The organism is Kitasatospora sp. NPDC059648 (genome assembly GCF_042734825.1).
Classification (GTDB): Bacteria; Actinomycetota; Actinomycetes; order Streptomycetales; family Streptomycetaceae; genus Kitasatospora.
Window position 1 is genome coordinate 1 of the sequence record NZ_JBHWDU010000131.1, and the last position, 15,195, is coordinate 15,195.

Sequence of the window (15,195 nt, forward strand, 5' to 3'; positions counted from 1 at the left end):
GCTCCGCGCTGCATGGCGACCAGCCGGTTCTCGATCGCCCGGCCGCACGGGTCACGCAGCCCCGCGATCTTTCCCTGGAGTTCGCGGTAGGTGTCGAGGGCGCCGCCCTCCGTCCCGACGTCCAGGGCCTCCATCCGCAGTTCGGGGACGTGGTTCTGCAGGCCCAGCAGGTCCGGCTTGAGCGCGCCGCCAGGGGTGAGTTCGCGGACGGCCTTGGCCAGCTTGACCGCCGGGGTGCTGCGGTCCTTCAGCATCCGCTTGATCGCGTCGACCTTGGCCGTCGGGAAGGTGTTGCGCAGGTCCTCCGACAGCACCTGGAGCACCAGCCGCAGCACCGGATCCTGCGGCTGGGCCGTGAGCCGCCCGTACGGCAGCGCCTCCCCGGGGGCGAGCCGGTCCCGGCCGGGAGTGCCCCACCGCTCGGAGATCCGGTCGAGCTGGAAGGTCACCCAGGTCGCGCCGGGCCGGGCGTCCCAGTCCACCCCGAAGTGGTGGCGCACCCACAACTCGGCGGCCAGGTACTCGAAGACGGTCGGCGGCTCCTCGCGCGCCCGGCCGAGCAGCAGACAGGCGTCCTGGTTCCTCAGGAAGCTCATGCGCCCGCCTCGCTACGCTCGGCAGGGGCATTCGCCCACGCGCACCTCTCGTTGATTCTTCCCCGGCCTTCGGCCGGGGGCACCCCGATGCTTCGCTCACTCACGCGACGTCCTTCAACGGGCTGCTCACCGCGATGTCCGTCCCCGAGGTCGGGGTGTACTCGTTCCACTCCGCGATCAGCGTGCCGCGGTGGCCCGGGCGCGCCGGGTCCACGTCAAGCGAAATCTCGCCCCGACCCGGTTGACTGATCCTTTGTCAGATGTTCACCACTCCCTGTCTACTCGCATAGACCCGCCGATGGTGACATGGACACACACCGCCCGGCATCCCGCGCCGGGCCCGTGACAGGGAGCTCCCCACATGCTTCACGTCCACCGCCTCGCCCCCGCCGTCGCCACCGCGGTGCTCGCCGCGGCCGCCCTCGCGACCGCCGGTACCGCGCACGCCGCCCCCGCCGCCCCGCACACCCGCGCCGCCCTCGACGCGACCTGCTCCCAGGCCTACCTGCCGCTGCCCGACCCGTCCTGCACCCCCGGCGCCACCAACCCGGACGTCACCCAGGACACCATCGACTCCACCATCTGCGTCGCGGGCTACAGCACCTCGATCCGCCCCTCCACCACGTACACCAACCGCCTGAAGGTCCAGCAGATCGCCCAGTACGGGTACACCGACACCGACACGGCGGACTACGAGGAGGACCACTTCATCCCGCTGTCGCTCGGCGGCAACCCCACCGACCCGAACAACCTCTGGCCCGAGCCGCGTTACACCACCGGCACGAGCGGCCGGTCCTCCACCGACAAGGACACCGTGGAGTACAGGCTCTACCGCGCCGTCTGCAACCACCAGGTGAACCTGGTACCCGCCCAGCAGGCCATCGCCACCGACTGGACCACGGCCCTCTCGGCCCTCGGCCTCGGCTGACCGCACTCGCCGTCCGCCACCGCCCCACCCACGGACGGTACGGCGCGGGCGCCCCCGCCCTCACGGCGTGAGCGCCCGCGCCGACGCCCGTACCGGCGCCGGGAGTTCGGTCCCGCCACGCAGGTAGCGGTCCACCGCCGCGGCCGCCGAGCGCCCCTCGGCGATCGCCCAGACGATCAGCGACTGGCCCCGCCCGGCGTCCCCGGCGACGAACACCCCGTCCGCGGCGGTGCCGAACCCGTCGTCCCGCTCCAGCGCGCCCTCCGGCCCGACGGCCAGGCCGAGCTGGGCGAACAGCGGCTGGTCCGGCTCGGGCCCGCTGAAGCCCAGTGCGAGCAGGGCCAGCTGCGCCGACAGCACCCGCTCGGTGCCCGCCAGGGGTTCGCGCCCACCCGCCGCGCAGGAGGCGAAGCGGACGGCCGCCAGCCGCCCGTCCGGCCCCGGCTCGAACCCGACCGTCACCGCCTCGAACACCCTCCCGCCCGCCGCCGGCTCCGGCCCTCCCGCCACCGCCCCCGACTCCTCGTGCGAGGTGGTCTCCCGGTACACCTTGGGGTGGACCGGCCACGGCTGCCCCGGCGCCCGGCGCCGCGGCGGGCGCGGGTTGATGTCGAACTGGGTGACCGCGGCCGCGCCCTGGCGCAGCGCAGTCCCCAGGCAGTCGGCCGCGGTGTCCCCGCCGCCGACGATGACCACCCACCGGCCCTCGGCGGACAGCGGCGAGCTCGCGAGGTCCCCCTCGTCCACCCGGTTCGCCCAGGTCAGGTACTCCATCGCCGGATGCACCCCGGGCATCCGGCATCCGGGCACGGCCGGTTCCCGGTGGGCGGTGGCGCCCACCGCGACCACCACCGCGTCGTACTCGGACCGCAGCCACTCCCCCGTGACGTCCCGCCCCGCCCACACTCCGGTGCGGAACTCGGTTCCCTCGGAGCGCAGTTGGTCGATCCTCCGGTCCAGCCGGTGCTTCTCCAGCCGGAACGACGGGATCCCGTAGCGCAGCAGCCCGCCCGGGCGGTCGGCCCGCTCGTAGACCGTGGTCGCGTACCCGGCCCGGGTCAGCTGCTGGGCGGCGGCCAGCCCCGCCGGACCCGAGCCGATCACCGCCACCCGCCGGACCGCGCCCCGCCGTTCCGGCGGCAGCGGCCCGTCCCAGCCCTCCTCCCAGGCCCGGTCGGCGATGGCCAGCTCGACGTTCTTGATAGTCACCGCGGCGCCGTCGATCGCCAGCACGCAGGCGCTCTCGCACGGCGCCGGGCACAGGCGCCCGGTGAACTCCGGGAAGTTGTTCGTCGCCAGCAGCCGGGCGGCCGCGGCCCGCCAGTCCCCGTCCGCCGCCAGCCGGTTCCACTCCGGCACCAGGTTCCCCAGCGGGCAGGCCGCGTGGCAGAACGGCAGTCCGCAGTCCATGCACCGCGCCGCCTGCCCGCCCACCACCGGCAGCAGGGCCCCCGGCCGGTAGACCTCCCGCCAGTCCCCCAGCCGCTCCCGCGCGTCCCGTCGCTCCCGCTCCGCGCGCGGGGTGTTGAGGAAGGCCATCCGCTCTGCCATAGCGGCCTCCGGCGGGGCGTGCCGACACGGACCGGCGGCCCACCCGGCGGTACACCACCGTGTGGCCACCGTACGCCCACGAAGCGGCGCGCGAAACCCGCGGCGGCCGGGAACCCCGCGCCCCGCCCTCCACTGCCGTGAGCACGCCAGGGAGAATCTCCCTCATGACCCACACCGTGCTGATCGCCGAGGACGACCGCGCCATCCGCGACTCGCTCACCCGCGCCCTGACGCTGGAGGGCTACCGGGTGCGGATAGCCGCCGACGGCACCCAGACCCTCGCCGTCCTGGCCGAGCAGCGCCCGGACGTCCTGGTGCTCGACGTGATGATGCCGGCCCCGGACGGGCTGGAGGTGTGCCGCCGGCTGCGCGCCGCCGGGGACCGCACCCCGGTGCTGATGCTCACCGCCCGGGTCGAGGTCCCGGACCGGATCGCCGGGCTCGACGCCGGGGCCGACGACTACCTGGTCAAGCCCTTCGACGTGGACGAGCTGTTCGCCCGGCTGCGCGCCCTGCTGCGCCGCAACCCCCCGGCCGAGAGCCCGGAGGACGTGCTGACCGTCGCCGACCTGCGGGTCGAGCCGCCCGCCCGCCGGGCCTGGCGCGGCGGACGGGAACTGGAGCTGTCCCGCACCGAGTTCGACCTGCTGGAGCTGCTCACCCGCAACGCCGGCGCCGTCCTCGACCAGACCACCCTGTACGAGCGGATCTGGGGCTACGACTTCGGCCCCGGCTCGAAGAACCTCGCGGTGTTCATCGGCTACCTGCGGCGCAAGCTCGACCGACCCGGCCTCGCCCCGCTGATCCACACCGTCCGCGGCGTCGGCTACACGCTGCGCGAGCCGTGACCGGGCCCGCGGTCCGCCGCCCCCGCCTGCCCCGCCCCGGCCTGCGCACCACCCTCTCGCTCGCCTTCGCGGCGATGGCCGCGCTGGTCGCCGTGCTGATCGGCACGCTCGGCTACCGCGCCGCCGCCGCCCTGATCCGGGACGACGAGGCGGACGACTTCAACTCCGCCGTCCACGCGGTGAGCGGCCAGGTCAACCGCGAGAAGCTGTTCCCCGGGGACTTCAACGGCCCGAGCGGCCTGAGCGAGCAGCTGCTGCACCCGGTCCGGGTCACCGCACAGGCCCTCGATCCCACCGGGGCCGTCCTCCCGGGAACCTCCCGCGTCGTCCTGCCGACCTCCCCGGACGACCGCGCGCTCGCCCGCGCCGAAGCCCCCGCCCGGACGGTGACCGGCGAGCGCCACCTCCAGGGGGCCACCTGGCGGGTGGGGGTGGTCTCGCTCGGCGGCGGCCGCGGGGCCGTCCAGATCGTGCAGCGGCTCGACGACGTCGAGGAACTGCTGGCGCGGCTGCGCACCCAGATGGTCGCCGTGGTGGCCGCCGTCGTGCTGGTGGCGGGCGGAGCCGGATGGCTGGTCGCCGGACGGATCACCGGCCGCCTGGTCAGGCTCACCGAGGCCGCCGAACTGGTCGCCTCCAGCGGCCGGTTGGACGTACCGGTGTCCGCCGCGGGGACGGACGAGGTGGGCCGGCTCGGCCGCGCCTTCGACCGGATGCTGGTCCGGCTCGCCACCGCCAAGGAGAACCAGCGCCGGCTCGTCCAGGACGCCGGGCACGAGCTGCGCACCCCGTTGACCAGCCTGCGCACCAACCTCTCGGTGCTGCCCAGCATCGACCGGCTGCCGCCCGCCGAGCGCGCCGCGCTGCTCGCCGATCTCTCCGAGGAGGCCCGGGAGCTGACCCAGCTGGTGGAGGAGCTGGTGGCGCTCGCGGCCGACCGCAAGGCGGACGAGGACCCGGTCGAGGTGGTGCTCGCGGAGGTGGTGCGCGAGGCCGCCGCCCAGGCCCGCCGGCGCAGCGACCGGGAGATCACCGTGGACACGGACGGCACCGTCGTCATCGCCCGCCCGGACGCACTGGCCCGCGCGGTGAACAACCTGCTGGACAACGCGGCGAAGTTCGACCCGACCGGGACGTCCCCGATCGAGCTGGTCTCGCGCGGCCCGCGGGTCGAGGTCCGCGACCGCGGCCCGGGCATCGACGAGGCCGACCTCGACCGGGTCTTCGACCGCTTCTACCGCGCCACCGCCGCCCGCAGCCTCCCCGGTTCGGGCCTGGGCCTGGCCATCGTCGCCGAGGTGGCCCGCTCCCACGGCGGCACTGCCTTCGCCGCCAACCGCGAGGGCGGCGGCGCCGTCATCGGCTTCACCCTCGGCGGATAGCGCCTGTCCGGCGGGTCTTGTCGGATCAGCGCGCGGCGTCGGGCGCCCGGGCTGGGCGGGCGCCCGAGTCGGCCTCGTACTGGGCGTACTCGGGCGGTTCGGGCGTGCGTCCAGGCGGGAGGCGCCCCCACCGCGGTGGCACTCACCGCCGCGGACTCACCGCACTCGCAGGCACGCCACCCGCCGGCCGCATCCGGTCGGCGACCGGTGCCGGGGTGCTAGAAATCCCTGGTGCACGATCATCCGGAACCCCCGACCCGGCGAGTCTTCGTGGCCCTGGCTCCGCCCGACGACGCCAAGGACGAACTGGCCCGGGCCCTGCGGCCCGCCTACGCCGGGTACCCGCGGCTGCGGTGGAACCGGATCGAGGACTGGCACGTCACCCTGGCCTTCCTCGGCGAGCAGCCGTCCTCGGTGGTGCCACCGCTGCGGGCGGCACTGGCCGGGCCCGTCGCGTCGCTGCCCGCCCTTCGGCTGAGCCTGCTGGGCGGCGGCCACTTCGACGAGCGGCTGCTCTGGAGCGGGATCGACGGCGACCTGGAGGGGCTGCACCGACTCGCCGCCGCCGTCCGAGAGGTGGTCACCTCCTGCGGGATCGGGTTCCGGGAGCGGCCACTGCGCCCGCACCTGACGCTGGCCCGGGCCCGCCGCGACGACCCGCTCAGCGTGCCCCGGGCCGCGGCCGGGCTCAGCGGCTTCGTGGGCCGGCCGTGGCGGGCCGAACGCCTTCACCTCGTCGCCAGCAACATCGGCCGCGGCCCCGGCCCGATCCGCTACCGCGACGTCGCGTCCTGGCGGCTCGGCGTCGGGGCCGCGGCCGGGGCCGACGAGGCCCGCACCGAACCGTAGGGCCCCGGGGCGAACACCTCGCTCCAGGACGGCCGCACACGACGAACGGGCCCGGTGCGCAGCAGCACCCGGCCCGTTCACGACCTCACCGTCCTCAGACGGCGGCCAGCAGCCCCCGCCCGAGCCAGTCGGCGCTGTCCTTCACTCCCGGCAGGACGAAGAAGTACCCGCCGCCGGTCGGGGAGATGTAGTCCACCAGCGGCTCGTCGATCAGCCGGGTCTGGGTGGCCTCGAACTGCCGCACCACGTCCTGCTGGTAGCAGCAGAACACCAGGCCCATGTCCAGGTTGCCCGCCTTGTCGACGCCCCGGTCGTAGTTGAAGCCGCGGCGCAGGATGCGCGAGGTGTCGGTGTCGGCGGTGCGCGGGTTGGCCAGGCGGATGTGGGCGTTGAGCGGGATCGCGTTGCCGTTCGGGTCCTTGGCGTAGTCCGGTGCGTCGTTCTCCTGGTGGCCGTCCAGCGGCGCGCCGGTGTCGCGGCGGCGGCCGAACATCTTCTCCTGCTCGCTGAGCTTGACCCGGTCCCAGAACTCGATCAGCATCCGGATGATCCGGATCACCTGGTAGCTGCCGCCGGTCGCCCAGGCGGGCTCGCCCGCGCCGTCGTTGACCCAGACCAGCCGGTCCATCTCCCGGGTCGAGGTGGTGTCCGGATTGACGATGCCGTCCTTGAAGCCGAGCAGGTTGCGCTGGGCGCCGTCCGGGCGGGACTGGTTCTGGAAGCCGTCGATCCGCCAGAGGATCTGCATCCCGCCGCGGGTGTGCCGGGTGATGTCGCGCAGCGCGTGCAGCACGGTGTCCTGCCGGTCTGCGCAGATCTGCAGCGAGAGGTCGCCGTGCAGTTCGTCGGCCTGGAGGTTGTCGTTGGGGAAGGTCTTCATCGGCGTCAGCTTCACCGGCTTGGCCTTGGCGAGGCCGAAGCGGTCGTCGAACAGCGAGGCGCCGACGCCGACGGTGACGGTGAGGTTGTCGGTGGGCACGACCGGGCCCAGGATGCCGCTGTCGGACGGCGGGGCGCCGACGCCGAGGTCGGGCGGGGTGCCGCCGGCGGTGAGGAAGCGGATCCGATCGGTCAGGGTCCTGAACAGGTCCTCCAGTCCCTTGCGGTCCGGGGCGACCACCTGGCAGGAGACGAAGGCCGCGTAGCCGGGGGCCGGAGTGGTGATGCCGGCCTGGTGGTCGCCGTGGAACGGGACGGCCCCGGACCTCGTCTGGTGGGTGTCCCCGGCGGCGGCCGGCTCGGCCCCGAGGCCGAACGCCCCGCCGGCCAGGACGGCGGCTCCCGCGCCCGCGCCGAGCGCGGCCCGGACGAAGCTGCGCCGGGCCGGTCCGGCCGGGCAGCCCCCCTGCTCGACGACCGGCTCGACGGCCTGCCCGGCACCGGCGGCGTGCGGGAACGGGCAGGAGCCGGCGGCTGCGGTGTGGTCGGTCATCAGGCGGCCTTCCGGATTTCGAGCATGGCGGGTATGGGCGAGAGGTCTTCGAGCAGCTGGCCGGTGGCGCCGTTCAGCCGGCGCCGGGTGTCGGCGGGCAGCTTGTCCAGCGGGGTCCAGCCGTCGGCGGTGCGGCCGGTGGCGACCAGGTCCCCGACCCGCTTCATGTCGGCGTTGACGCGGACCAGCACCTGCGGGTCGCGCTCGTCGAGCAGCGGCTGCAGCAGGGTCAGCAGCTCCTGGGTGCCGGCCAGGTTGGCCTGGCTGGTGGCCAGGTTGGTGCCGCTGCCCATGTCGGTGTCGCCGGTCAGCTCGAACTGGAGGGTGTTCTCCAGGATCTCGTGGGCGCGCAGCGGCAGGTCGCCCGGGTCGAAGTCCTGGGTGGGGAAGTCGTGCACCAGCTTGGCGACGTTCTGGGCGAGCTCGTCGGCGACGGGCGTCAGGTCGGCGGCGGACTGGCCGTGCCAGAGGCCGTACTCCAGCCGCAGGAAGCCGGTGAAGCCCGGGTCCTGGGCCTTGTCGGCGTAGCCGTCGGCGCGGCCGTCGATCTTCTTGTCGAGGTCGGCGAAGGTGCCGTAGGCGGCGCCGAGCGAGGCGTACTGCTGGTGGGCCGTGAGCCAGTCGGCCTTGGCGGTGGCGAGGTCGCCGGCCCGCATGTCGGCCTGGATCTTCTGGGTCTGCGTCATGAGGGTCGCGAGGCCCTTGTTGACGTAGTCCTTGTAGCTGTCCAGGGGGGCCTTGAGGTCGTCCTCGGAGACCGGCTTGACGGCCTTGACCTCGGCGCCGCCGGTGACGTGCACGGTGGCTGAGGTGACGGCGGTTCCGCCGGTGGGCACGCAGCGCCAGGCGTAGTCGCCGGAGCCGATGGTGGCGGTGAGCGCGCGGGTGGTGCCGGGGGCGAGGCCCTCGATCTCGCCGTAGACGGCGCCGCTGCCCGGGTTGACCAGGTAGACCTCGGAGACCTTGTCGCCGGTGTTGTGCATCTGGAACACCTGCTGGCCGGGCTGGGGGCTGCCGAAGCCCTTGCCGCACTCCTTCTCGGAGACCGCGACGGTGGCGGAGCCGTCCTGCTTGCCGTCGCTGACGGCGATCACGGTGCCGGCCACCACGGCCGGGACGGCGATCGCCGCGGTCGGCAGCACCCAGCGCGGACGGCCCGCGCGCACCGGCGGCTCGGCCTTCCCGGCCTCCGTCTTCGCCTCGTCGGGAGCGGCCGCCGGGGCGGACGGGGCCGCCTTGCCGCCGCGCACGCCCTCGACGAAGAGGGTCATCACGATGCTCAGGTAGGCGATGTAGCCGACGACCTGGAGGACCGTCATGGTGACGGTCAGGTTGAGGGTGCCCTGGACCAGCGTGGCGTACCAGGAGGAGGCGTCCAGGTGTCCGCTCAGGTCGAATGCGTACGTGCTGCCGCCGCCGACCAGCCCGGACTCCTGGAGGTCGCGCAGGCCGTAGCCGAGCACGCCCGCGGCGACGACGATCAGGCCGGCGCCGGTGATGGTGAAGAACCTGGTGAGGTTCATCTTCAGGGCCCGGCGGTACAGGCCCCAGCACAGGCCCACCGAGAGCAGCAGGCCGACGGCGGCGCCGAGCAGCGGGCCGGTGGACTCCCCGGCGGTGCGTGCGTTGGTCCACAGGAAGAGCGAGGTCTCCAGTCCCTCGCGGGCGACCGCGAGGAAGCTGGTCAGCACCAGCGCGCCCGCGCCCATCGCCAGCGAGGCCTGGACCTTCTCCTTCAGGTCGGCGGAGAGGGTGCGCGCCGAGCGGCGCATCCAGAACACCATCGCGGTGACGAAACCGACCGCGATCAGGCTCAGCACTCCGCCGAACGCCTCCTGGGCGTGGCCGGACAGGTTGGCGGCGGTGAAGGTGAGCACCGCTCCGAAGCTGAGGCTGAGCGCGACGGCCGCCGCGACGCCCGTCCACACCTGTGGCAGCCGGCCCTTCTGACCGGCCCTGACCAGCGTGGCGACCAGGATCGACACGATCAGGCCTGCTTCGAGCCCTTCGCGCAGCCCGATCAGGAAGCTGGGAAACGCCTCATCCCACATGCAGCGGGCTCCTCCCCCGGGCCGCCCCGGGTTGTCACCTGTCCTCGACCGCCCCGCCGGGGGTGCCGGGGGACGGGCACGGCTAACGCCCCGGACGGATGGTCCAGGGCGTTTCGCTTAGCTTAGGCAAACCTTAGAGCCGCCGCGGTCAACTGCACCCCGCGTTCAGGTAAGGGTTCGGTATGGGAACACCCATGCACGGGCCAACTCCTCGCGCCGGCGCCACCCGGGAGAGATCTTCGTCACCCCCACCACTGCTCGGGCGCCGCCTCGGCCTCCGCCTCCGGAGGCACCGTCACCGGTTCGGCGCAGCGCACCAGCAGGTCCCCCTCCCCCGTCTCGGTGACCAGGAGGCCCCGTTCCCGCAGGACGAGCGCGGCCGCCCCGGTCACCGCCGCCCGCGCCAGGCCGGACGGCAGTCCGTCCGGCTCCTCACCCGGGGACCAGCCGACCACCACACCCTCGGGGTGGGGGCCGATCGACAGGGGCGAGGCACCCGGCGCGGTGTCGAACCCGGCGCGGGCCAGGGCCTCGGTGACGTCCTCGAAGAGTTCACGGTGATCCGCCATTGGCGCAGCGTAGGCCCACGCCCTCGCGGCGCCCGGACGCCGCGCGCACCGACACGCTCCAGCTGCACCCGAGCGCAGCATCGCCCCCGTTGCGCCGACCGGGGGCCAGCCGATCGGGCGTCAGCGCCCCCCGTCCGGCCCGACACGCACGGCCGGACGGCCCGATGGACGTGCACAGTCGGCCCCCTGGCGACAGCATGACAGAGTAAGCGCCCCATCACCCTGAGCAACGGGTCCAGCGAACCGCCCAGGTCCGTGCGCCGGTCCGCCCGGCGGGCCCGTATCGAGAGGTCCCATGATCACAACACTTCGTCGGCCGGCGTTCCCGCCGGCGGGCCTCCGCCACGGCACGCCGGGAACGCCGGGGAGCCCGTCGTGAGCACCGAACTGCATTCGCAGCCCGGACGGGTGACCAGCAGCCGCAGCAAGCCGGCCAACAGGGCCGAAGCCTTCGCCGACTGGACGGACGGCAGGCTCGGCATCTACGCCCTGGCCAAGTCCAACCTGCGCAAGATCTTCCCGGACCACTGGTCCTTCATGCTGGGCGAGATCGCGCTCTACACCTTCGTCATCATCATCCTGACCGGCGTCTGGCTGACCATGTTCTTCCAGCCGAGCATGGCCGAGGTCGTCTACGACGGGAAGTACGTCCCGCTCAAGGGCATCCAGATGTCGCTGGCGTACGCCTCCACCGTCGACATCAGCTTCGACATCCGCGGCGGACTGCTGATGCGCCAGATCCACCACTGGGCGGCCGTCGTCTTCATCGCCTCGATGCTGACCCACATGCTGCGCGTCTTCTTCACCGGCGCCTTCCGCAAGCCCCGCGAGATCAACTGGATCTTCGGCGCCCTGCTGCTGATCCTCGGCATGTTCGACGGTTTCATGGGCTACTCGCTGCCCGACGACCTGCTGTCCGGCACCGGCATCCGCTTCATGGAGGGTGCGATCCTGGCCATCCCGATCGTCGGCACGTACCTGCAGTTCTTCATCTTCGGCGGGCAGTTCCCCGGATTCGTCATCATCCCGCGGCTGTTCACCGTCCACGTGCTGCTGATCCCGGGGATCATGGTGGGCCTGCTCGCGGCGCACCTGATCCTGGTCTTCTACCACAAGCACACCCAGTTCGCCGGGGCCGGCCGAACCAACGACAACGTGGTGGGCATGCCGCTGATGCCGGTCTACATGGCCAAGGCCGGCGGCTTCTTCTTCCTGGTCTTCGGCGTCATCGCGTTCATGTCGGCGATCGCCACCATCAACCCGATCTGGGCCTACGGCCCGTACCGGCCCGACCAGGTGTCGACCGACGCCCAACCCGACTGGTACATGGGCTTCTCCGAGGGCCTGATCCGGGTGATGCCGGGCTGGGAGATCAGCGTCTGGGGCGGCCACACCCTGAACCTCGGAGTGTTCATCCCGCTGGTCGTCTTCCCGACCGTGCTGCTGGCCATCTGGTGCTGGCCGTTCCTGGAGGCCTGGGTCACCGGGGACCGCGGCGAGCACCACATCGCCGACCGTCCGCGCAACCACCCGGTCCGCACCGCCTTCGGCGTGGCCTGGATGGGCCTCTACCTGATCCTGCTGGCCGGCGGCGGCAACGACCTCCTGGCGACCCACTTCCACCTGTCGATCAACGCGATCACCTACGCCGTGCGGGCCGGCTTCTTCGCCGTGCCGGTGGTCCTCTTCGTGATCACCAAGCGGTGGTGCCTGGGCCTCCAGCGCCGCGACAAGGAGAAGGTGCTGCACGGCCGGGAGACCGGCGTCATCAACCGGCTGCAGCACGGCGAGTACGTCGAGGTGCACGCGCCGTTGCCCCAGGGCCGGCTGTTCACCCTCACCGCTCACGAGCAGCCCGAGCCGATCGTGCTGGAGCCCGAGGTGGACGAGAACGGCGTGGTCCGCCGGGCCGGTCTGTGGACCCGCACCCGGGCCAAGCTGTCCCGCGGCTTCTACGGCGAGGGCAGCCAGATCGCCAAGCCCACCGCCGAGGAGCACGCGGAGATCAGCAGCGGCCACGGCCACCACTGATCCCGGTCCCGACGCGACGAGGGCCCGCCGAGCCGTTGCCGGCGCGGCGGGCCCTCGTCGTGCCGTGCACGCACCCGGCCGGGGTCAGAGCCGCAGGGCCGCCGGGAGGACGGCGAGCAGTGCCGCCGCGACGGTGACGGACAGGCAGAGCACCGCCCAGCGGGCGCAGATCCGGCGGCACTCGGCACGGTAGCGGGCGGCCAGTCGGCGGCAGCGCTCGACGGCGCGGTCCACGACCTCCTCCGCGTAGCGCAACCGGTCGGCGGTGTAGGCCAGTTCGAGGCTCTCCCGTTCGTCGGCCGGCAGCCAGGGGAACCGCGCGGCGAAGGCCCGGGCGTCCCGTTCGGCCGCCGCGACCTCGGCCTCCCAGGCCAGGTAGCCCTCGATCCGGGCGATCCCCACCAGGGAGTTCGCCCGGCCGCCGCCGGCCGGGCCGCCCTGGCGCGGGCTCCGCGCTCGCGGCGGACGCTGTCTGCCACCCATGACCGCTCCTCAAGTCCTGTCGAGTCGTCCCGCCGGAATTCCTGCGGGCACAGGCCCCATGGGGCGCCGCTCCGCAACCACGCAACTACTACCAGCGACGAACTGCAGGCGGCAGACGGCTCGCCACGACCCCGGAGCACGGGGAAAACTTGCGCGCCACGCACTATTGCGTGGCGCGCAGGTTTCGCGGCAGAGTGGTGGCCATGACGAACGGGCAGCCCGGTCTGCGGGAACGGAAGAAGGCCGCGACGCGGGAGGCACTGAGCTGGGCGGCGCTGCGCCTGGCGGCGGAACGGGGACTGGAGAACGTCCGGGTGGAGGACATCGCCGCCGCGGCCGGGGTGTCCCCGCGCACCTACAACAACTACTTCTCCAGCAAGGCCGAGGCGATCGTCTTCCGGCACCGCGACCGGATCCTGCGGGCCGCCGAGACCCTGCGGGGCCGCCCGGCGGCGGAACCGCTGTGGGAGGCGCTGACCCGGGCGCTCGTCGAGCCCTTCGACGGAGCAGAGGAGGCGCCCGACCCGGGCTGGGTCGCCGCCGTACGGCTGCTGCTGCGCGAGCCCGCGCTCCAGGCCGAGCTGTTCCGCGGCGGCGCCGAGACCCGGGCCGAGCTCACCGCGGCGATCGCCGCCCGGACCGGCACCGACCCCGCCCGGGACCTCTACCCGAAGCTCGTCGCCTCCGCCGCGCTCTCCGCACTGCAGGTCTCCAACGAGCACTACCTGAGCGCCGATCCCGTGGTGCCCTTCAAGTCGCTGCTCGCCGAGGCGCTGCGGCAACTGGCCACCGGGCTGCCCGAACCGTCATGTTCCTGAACGAAACGTCTCAGAGGGGGAATCGGGATGACCAACGACGTCGTCGTCGTCGGCGCCGGCCCGGTCGGGCTGTTCCTGGCCTGCGAGCTGGCGCTCGCCGGAGTCCGGCCGGTGGTACTGGACCGGCTGCCCGCGCGCTCCGGCGAGCAGAAGGCCAACGGACTGGTCGGCCAGGTGCTCCGCCTGCTCGACCACCGGGGGCTCCACGAGCCGCTCAGCGGTGTCCCGGGTGCGCCGCGGCCCGTACCGCGCTTCGTGTTCGGCGCCTTCCCGCTGGAACTGCACCGGCTCGACGCGAACCCGCTGCACGCCGTGCCCGTGCCCCAGCACCGGATCGAGGAGGTTCTGGAGGAGCGCGCCCTCGAACTCGGTGTCACCGTGCGCCGCGCCCACGAGGTCACCGGCCTCGCCCAGGACGCGACCGGGGTGACGGTCGACGTCCACGGCCCCGACGGCGCCGGCCGGTTGCGGGCCCGCTACCTGGTCGGCGCGGACGGCGGCCGCAGCACCGTCCGCAAACTCGCCGGGATCGGCTTCCCCGGCGTCACCTCGCCCGACCCGGTCTCCCGCATCGCCCACGTGCTGCCGCCGGAGGGCATCCGCACCACCGACGACGGCGACGTCCTGCTGCCCGGCTGCCCGACCCCGTTCCGCCCGTACACCCACACCCGCACCGACCACGGCGTGTTCGTCATCGCCCCGTTCAGCCCGGACGCGGTCATGATCGCCACCCTGGAGTGGGGCGGCCCGCCGGTGGACGAGCAGGCTCCGCTCACCCTGGACGAGCTGCGCGCCAGCATCCGCCGGGTCACCGGCGCCGACCCGGAGCTCGCCCCGGCCCGCACGGCCGGCCCGTTCACCCCGCGGCGCACCGCCGGTCACAACACCCGGCTCGCCGAGCGCTACCGCGACGGCCGGGTGCTGCTGGTCGGCGACGCCGCCCACGTCCACGCCGCCACCGGCGGCCCCGGGCTCAACCTCGGCCTGCAGGACGCCGCCAACCTCGGCTGGAAGCTGGCCGCCGACCTGCACGGCTGGGCCCCGCCCGGCCTGCTGGACAGCTACCAGCACGAACGCCACCCGGTCGGCGAGCGGGTGTTCATGCACTCCCAGGCGCAGATCGCGCTGATGTCCCCCGGCCCCGGGGTCACCGCGCTGCGCGCCCTGGTCGGCGAACTGCTCTCCCACGACGACAACCTCGCCCGGATCGCCGCGCTGATGGCGGGCAGCGACGTCCGCTACGACACCGGCTGCCCGCACCCGCTCGCCGGGGGTTTCGCCCCCGAGCTCACCCTCGGCACCGCCGACGGAGACGTCCGCCTCTCCGAACTCGCCCGCCATGCACGGCCGTTGCTGCTCGACCTGAGCAACGGCGGGCTCGGCCTCGCCGACCTCGCGGCGGGCTGGAAGGACCGGGTCGACGTGGTGACCGCCGCCCGCGCGCTGCCTCCCGCCGCCGCGCTGCTGCTGCGCCCGGACGGGTACGTCGCCTGGGCCTGCGCCCCCGGGGACGCCGACCCGGAGGGCCTGGACCGGTCACTTCGCCGCTGGTTCGGCGAACCACGCGGCTGATCGGCTTCCGCTCTCCGGGCCAACGCCCGGGGATCCCGCCCCGCACGGTACGTGCCGGGCCCGCCCGCCCCCTCCCGACCGGGGC

General features: G+C 73.7%; 13 protein-coding genes. 7 read left to right on the forward strand and 6 right to left on the reverse strand.

What is annotated here, in order from left to right; all coding sequences use genetic code 11:
- On the reverse strand, positions 1-596 hold a 596-nt coding region (locus ACFV1W_RS37990; protein WP_380421859.1), incomplete at its 3' end, for a hypothetical protein.
- A 361-nt stretch (positions 597-957) separates the two neighbouring features.
- On the opposite strand from ACFV1W_RS37990, the gene ACFV1W_RS37995 reads away from it, so the two are divergent.
- A complete protein-coding gene (locus tag ACFV1W_RS37995) occupies positions 958-1,524 on the forward strand; it encodes a hypothetical protein (protein ID WP_380421860.1) in 567 nt (188 codons plus the stop codon).
- 60 nt (positions 1,525-1,584) lie between these two features.
- Here ACFV1W_RS37995 and ACFV1W_RS38000 read toward each other — a convergent pair whose 3' ends face one another.
- On the reverse strand, positions 1,585-3,075 hold the full coding sequence (locus ACFV1W_RS38000) for a glutamate synthase subunit beta (protein ID WP_380421861.1): 1,491 nt from the start codon (positions 3,073-3,075) through the stop codon (positions 1,585-1,587).
- Positions 3,076-3,239: 164 nt separating this feature from the next.
- On the opposite strand from ACFV1W_RS38000, the gene ACFV1W_RS38005 reads away from it, so the two are divergent.
- The 3 genes from ACFV1W_RS38005 (at position 3,240) to thpR (ending at position 6,154) form a co-directional block, all read left to right on the forward strand.
- Positions 3,240-3,923, forward strand: coding sequence for a response regulator transcription factor (locus tag ACFV1W_RS38005; RefSeq protein ID WP_380421862.1), 684 nt, complete (start codon positions 3,240-3,242; stop codon positions 3,921-3,923).
- Positions 3,920-5,305: an ATP-binding protein gene (locus ACFV1W_RS38010; RefSeq protein ID WP_380421863.1), complete on the forward strand. Its 1,386-nt coding sequence runs from the start codon at positions 3,920-3,922 to the stop codon at positions 5,303-5,305. The genes ACFV1W_RS38005 and ACFV1W_RS38010 overlap by 4 nt, the downstream gene beginning before the upstream one ends.
- Before the next feature lie 231 nt (positions 5,306-5,536).
- Entirely contained in the window at positions 5,537-6,154 is a 618-nt protein-coding gene (gene thpR, locus ACFV1W_RS38015; RefSeq protein WP_380421864.1) for an RNA 2',3'-cyclic phosphodiesterase, read from the forward strand.
- A gap of 94 nt (positions 6,155-6,248) precedes the next feature.
- On the opposite strand, the gene efeB is transcribed toward thpR, so the two are convergent.
- The 3 genes from efeB to ACFV1W_RS38030 form a co-directional block, all read right to left on the reverse strand.
- Positions 6,249-7,586 (reverse strand): iron uptake transporter deferrochelatase/peroxidase subunit, encoded by a 1,338-nt coding sequence (gene efeB, locus ACFV1W_RS38020; protein ID WP_380421865.1) that lies wholly within the window; start codon positions 7,584-7,586, stop codon positions 6,249-6,251.
- Complete coding sequence (efeU, locus tag ACFV1W_RS38025; RefSeq protein ID WP_380421866.1) at positions 7,586-9,637, reverse strand: iron uptake transporter permease EfeU; 2,052 nt, start codon at positions 9,635-9,637, stop codon at positions 7,586-7,588. Before efeU ends, efeB begins: the two co-directional genes overlap by 1 nt.
- Positions 9,638-9,879: 242 nt before the next feature.
- The gene (locus ACFV1W_RS38030; protein ID WP_380421867.1) at positions 9,880-10,206 is read right to left on the reverse strand and encodes a hypothetical protein; all 327 of its coding nucleotides are present in this window, start codon (positions 10,204-10,206) and stop codon (positions 9,880-9,882) included.
- Positions 10,207-10,614: 408 nt separating this feature from the next.
- On the opposite strand from ACFV1W_RS38030, the gene ACFV1W_RS38035 reads away from it, so the two are divergent.
- The gene (locus ACFV1W_RS38035; protein ID WP_380421871.1) at positions 10,615-12,237 is read left to right on the forward strand and encodes a cytochrome bc complex cytochrome b subunit; all 1,623 of its coding nucleotides are present in this window, start codon (positions 10,615-10,617) and stop codon (positions 12,235-12,237) included.
- Between the two features lie 84 nt (positions 12,238-12,321).
- Here ACFV1W_RS38035 and ACFV1W_RS38040 read toward each other — a convergent pair whose 3' ends face one another.
- Complete coding sequence (locus ACFV1W_RS38040; RefSeq protein WP_380421868.1) at positions 12,322-12,720, reverse strand: hypothetical protein; 399 nt, start codon at positions 12,718-12,720, stop codon at positions 12,322-12,324.
- A 203-nt stretch (positions 12,721-12,923) separates the two neighbouring features.
- Here ACFV1W_RS38040 and ACFV1W_RS38045 point away from each other — a divergent pair, with 203 nt between their 5' ends.
- Positions 12,924-13,538, forward strand: a complete 615-nt coding sequence (locus ACFV1W_RS38045) for a TetR family transcriptional regulator (RefSeq protein ID WP_380421869.1) — start codon at positions 12,924-12,926, stop codon at positions 13,536-13,538.
- Positions 13,539-13,565: 27 nt separating this feature from the next.
- A complete protein-coding gene (locus ACFV1W_RS38050) occupies positions 13,566-15,110 on the forward strand; it encodes an FAD-dependent monooxygenase (protein WP_380421870.1) in 1,545 nt (514 codons plus the stop codon).
- Positions 15,111-15,195 lie beyond the last annotated feature (85 nt).

What these genes read in the sequence shown, in the direction of transcription:
- ACFV1W_RS37995 (WP_380421860.1), top strand. Translation starts at nt 958, where the DNA reads ATGCTTCACGTCCACCGCCTCGCCCCCGCCGTCGCCACCGCGGTGCTC.
- ACFV1W_RS38000 (WP_380421861.1), bottom strand. Translation starts at nt 3,075, where the DNA reads ATGGCAGAGCGGATGGCCTTCCTCAACACCCCGCGCGCGGAGCGGGAG.
- ACFV1W_RS38005 (WP_380421862.1), top strand. Translation starts at nt 3,240, where the DNA reads ATGACCCACACCGTGCTGATCGCCGAGGACGACCGCGCCATCCGCGAC.
- efeB (WP_380421865.1), bottom strand. Translation starts at nt 7,586, where the DNA reads ATGACCGACCACACCGCAGCCGCCGGCTCCTGCCCGTTCCCGCACGCC.
- efeU (WP_380421866.1), bottom strand. Translation starts at nt 9,637, where the DNA reads ATGTGGGATGAGGCGTTTCCCAGCTTCCTGATCGGGCTGCGCGAAGGG.
- ACFV1W_RS38030 (WP_380421867.1), bottom strand. Translation starts at nt 10,206, where the DNA reads ATGGCGGATCACCGTGAACTCTTCGAGGACGTCACCGAGGCCCTGGCC.
- ACFV1W_RS38040 (WP_380421868.1), bottom strand. Translation starts at nt 12,720, where the DNA reads ATGGGTGGCAGACAGCGTCCGCCGCGAGCGCGGAGCCCGCGCCAGGGC.
- ACFV1W_RS38045 (WP_380421869.1), top strand. Translation starts at nt 12,924, where the DNA reads ATGACGAACGGGCAGCCCGGTCTGCGGGAACGGAAGAAGGCCGCGACG.
- ACFV1W_RS38050 (WP_380421870.1), top strand. Translation starts at nt 13,566, where the DNA reads ATGACCAACGACGTCGTCGTCGTCGGCGCCGGCCCGGTCGGGCTGTTC.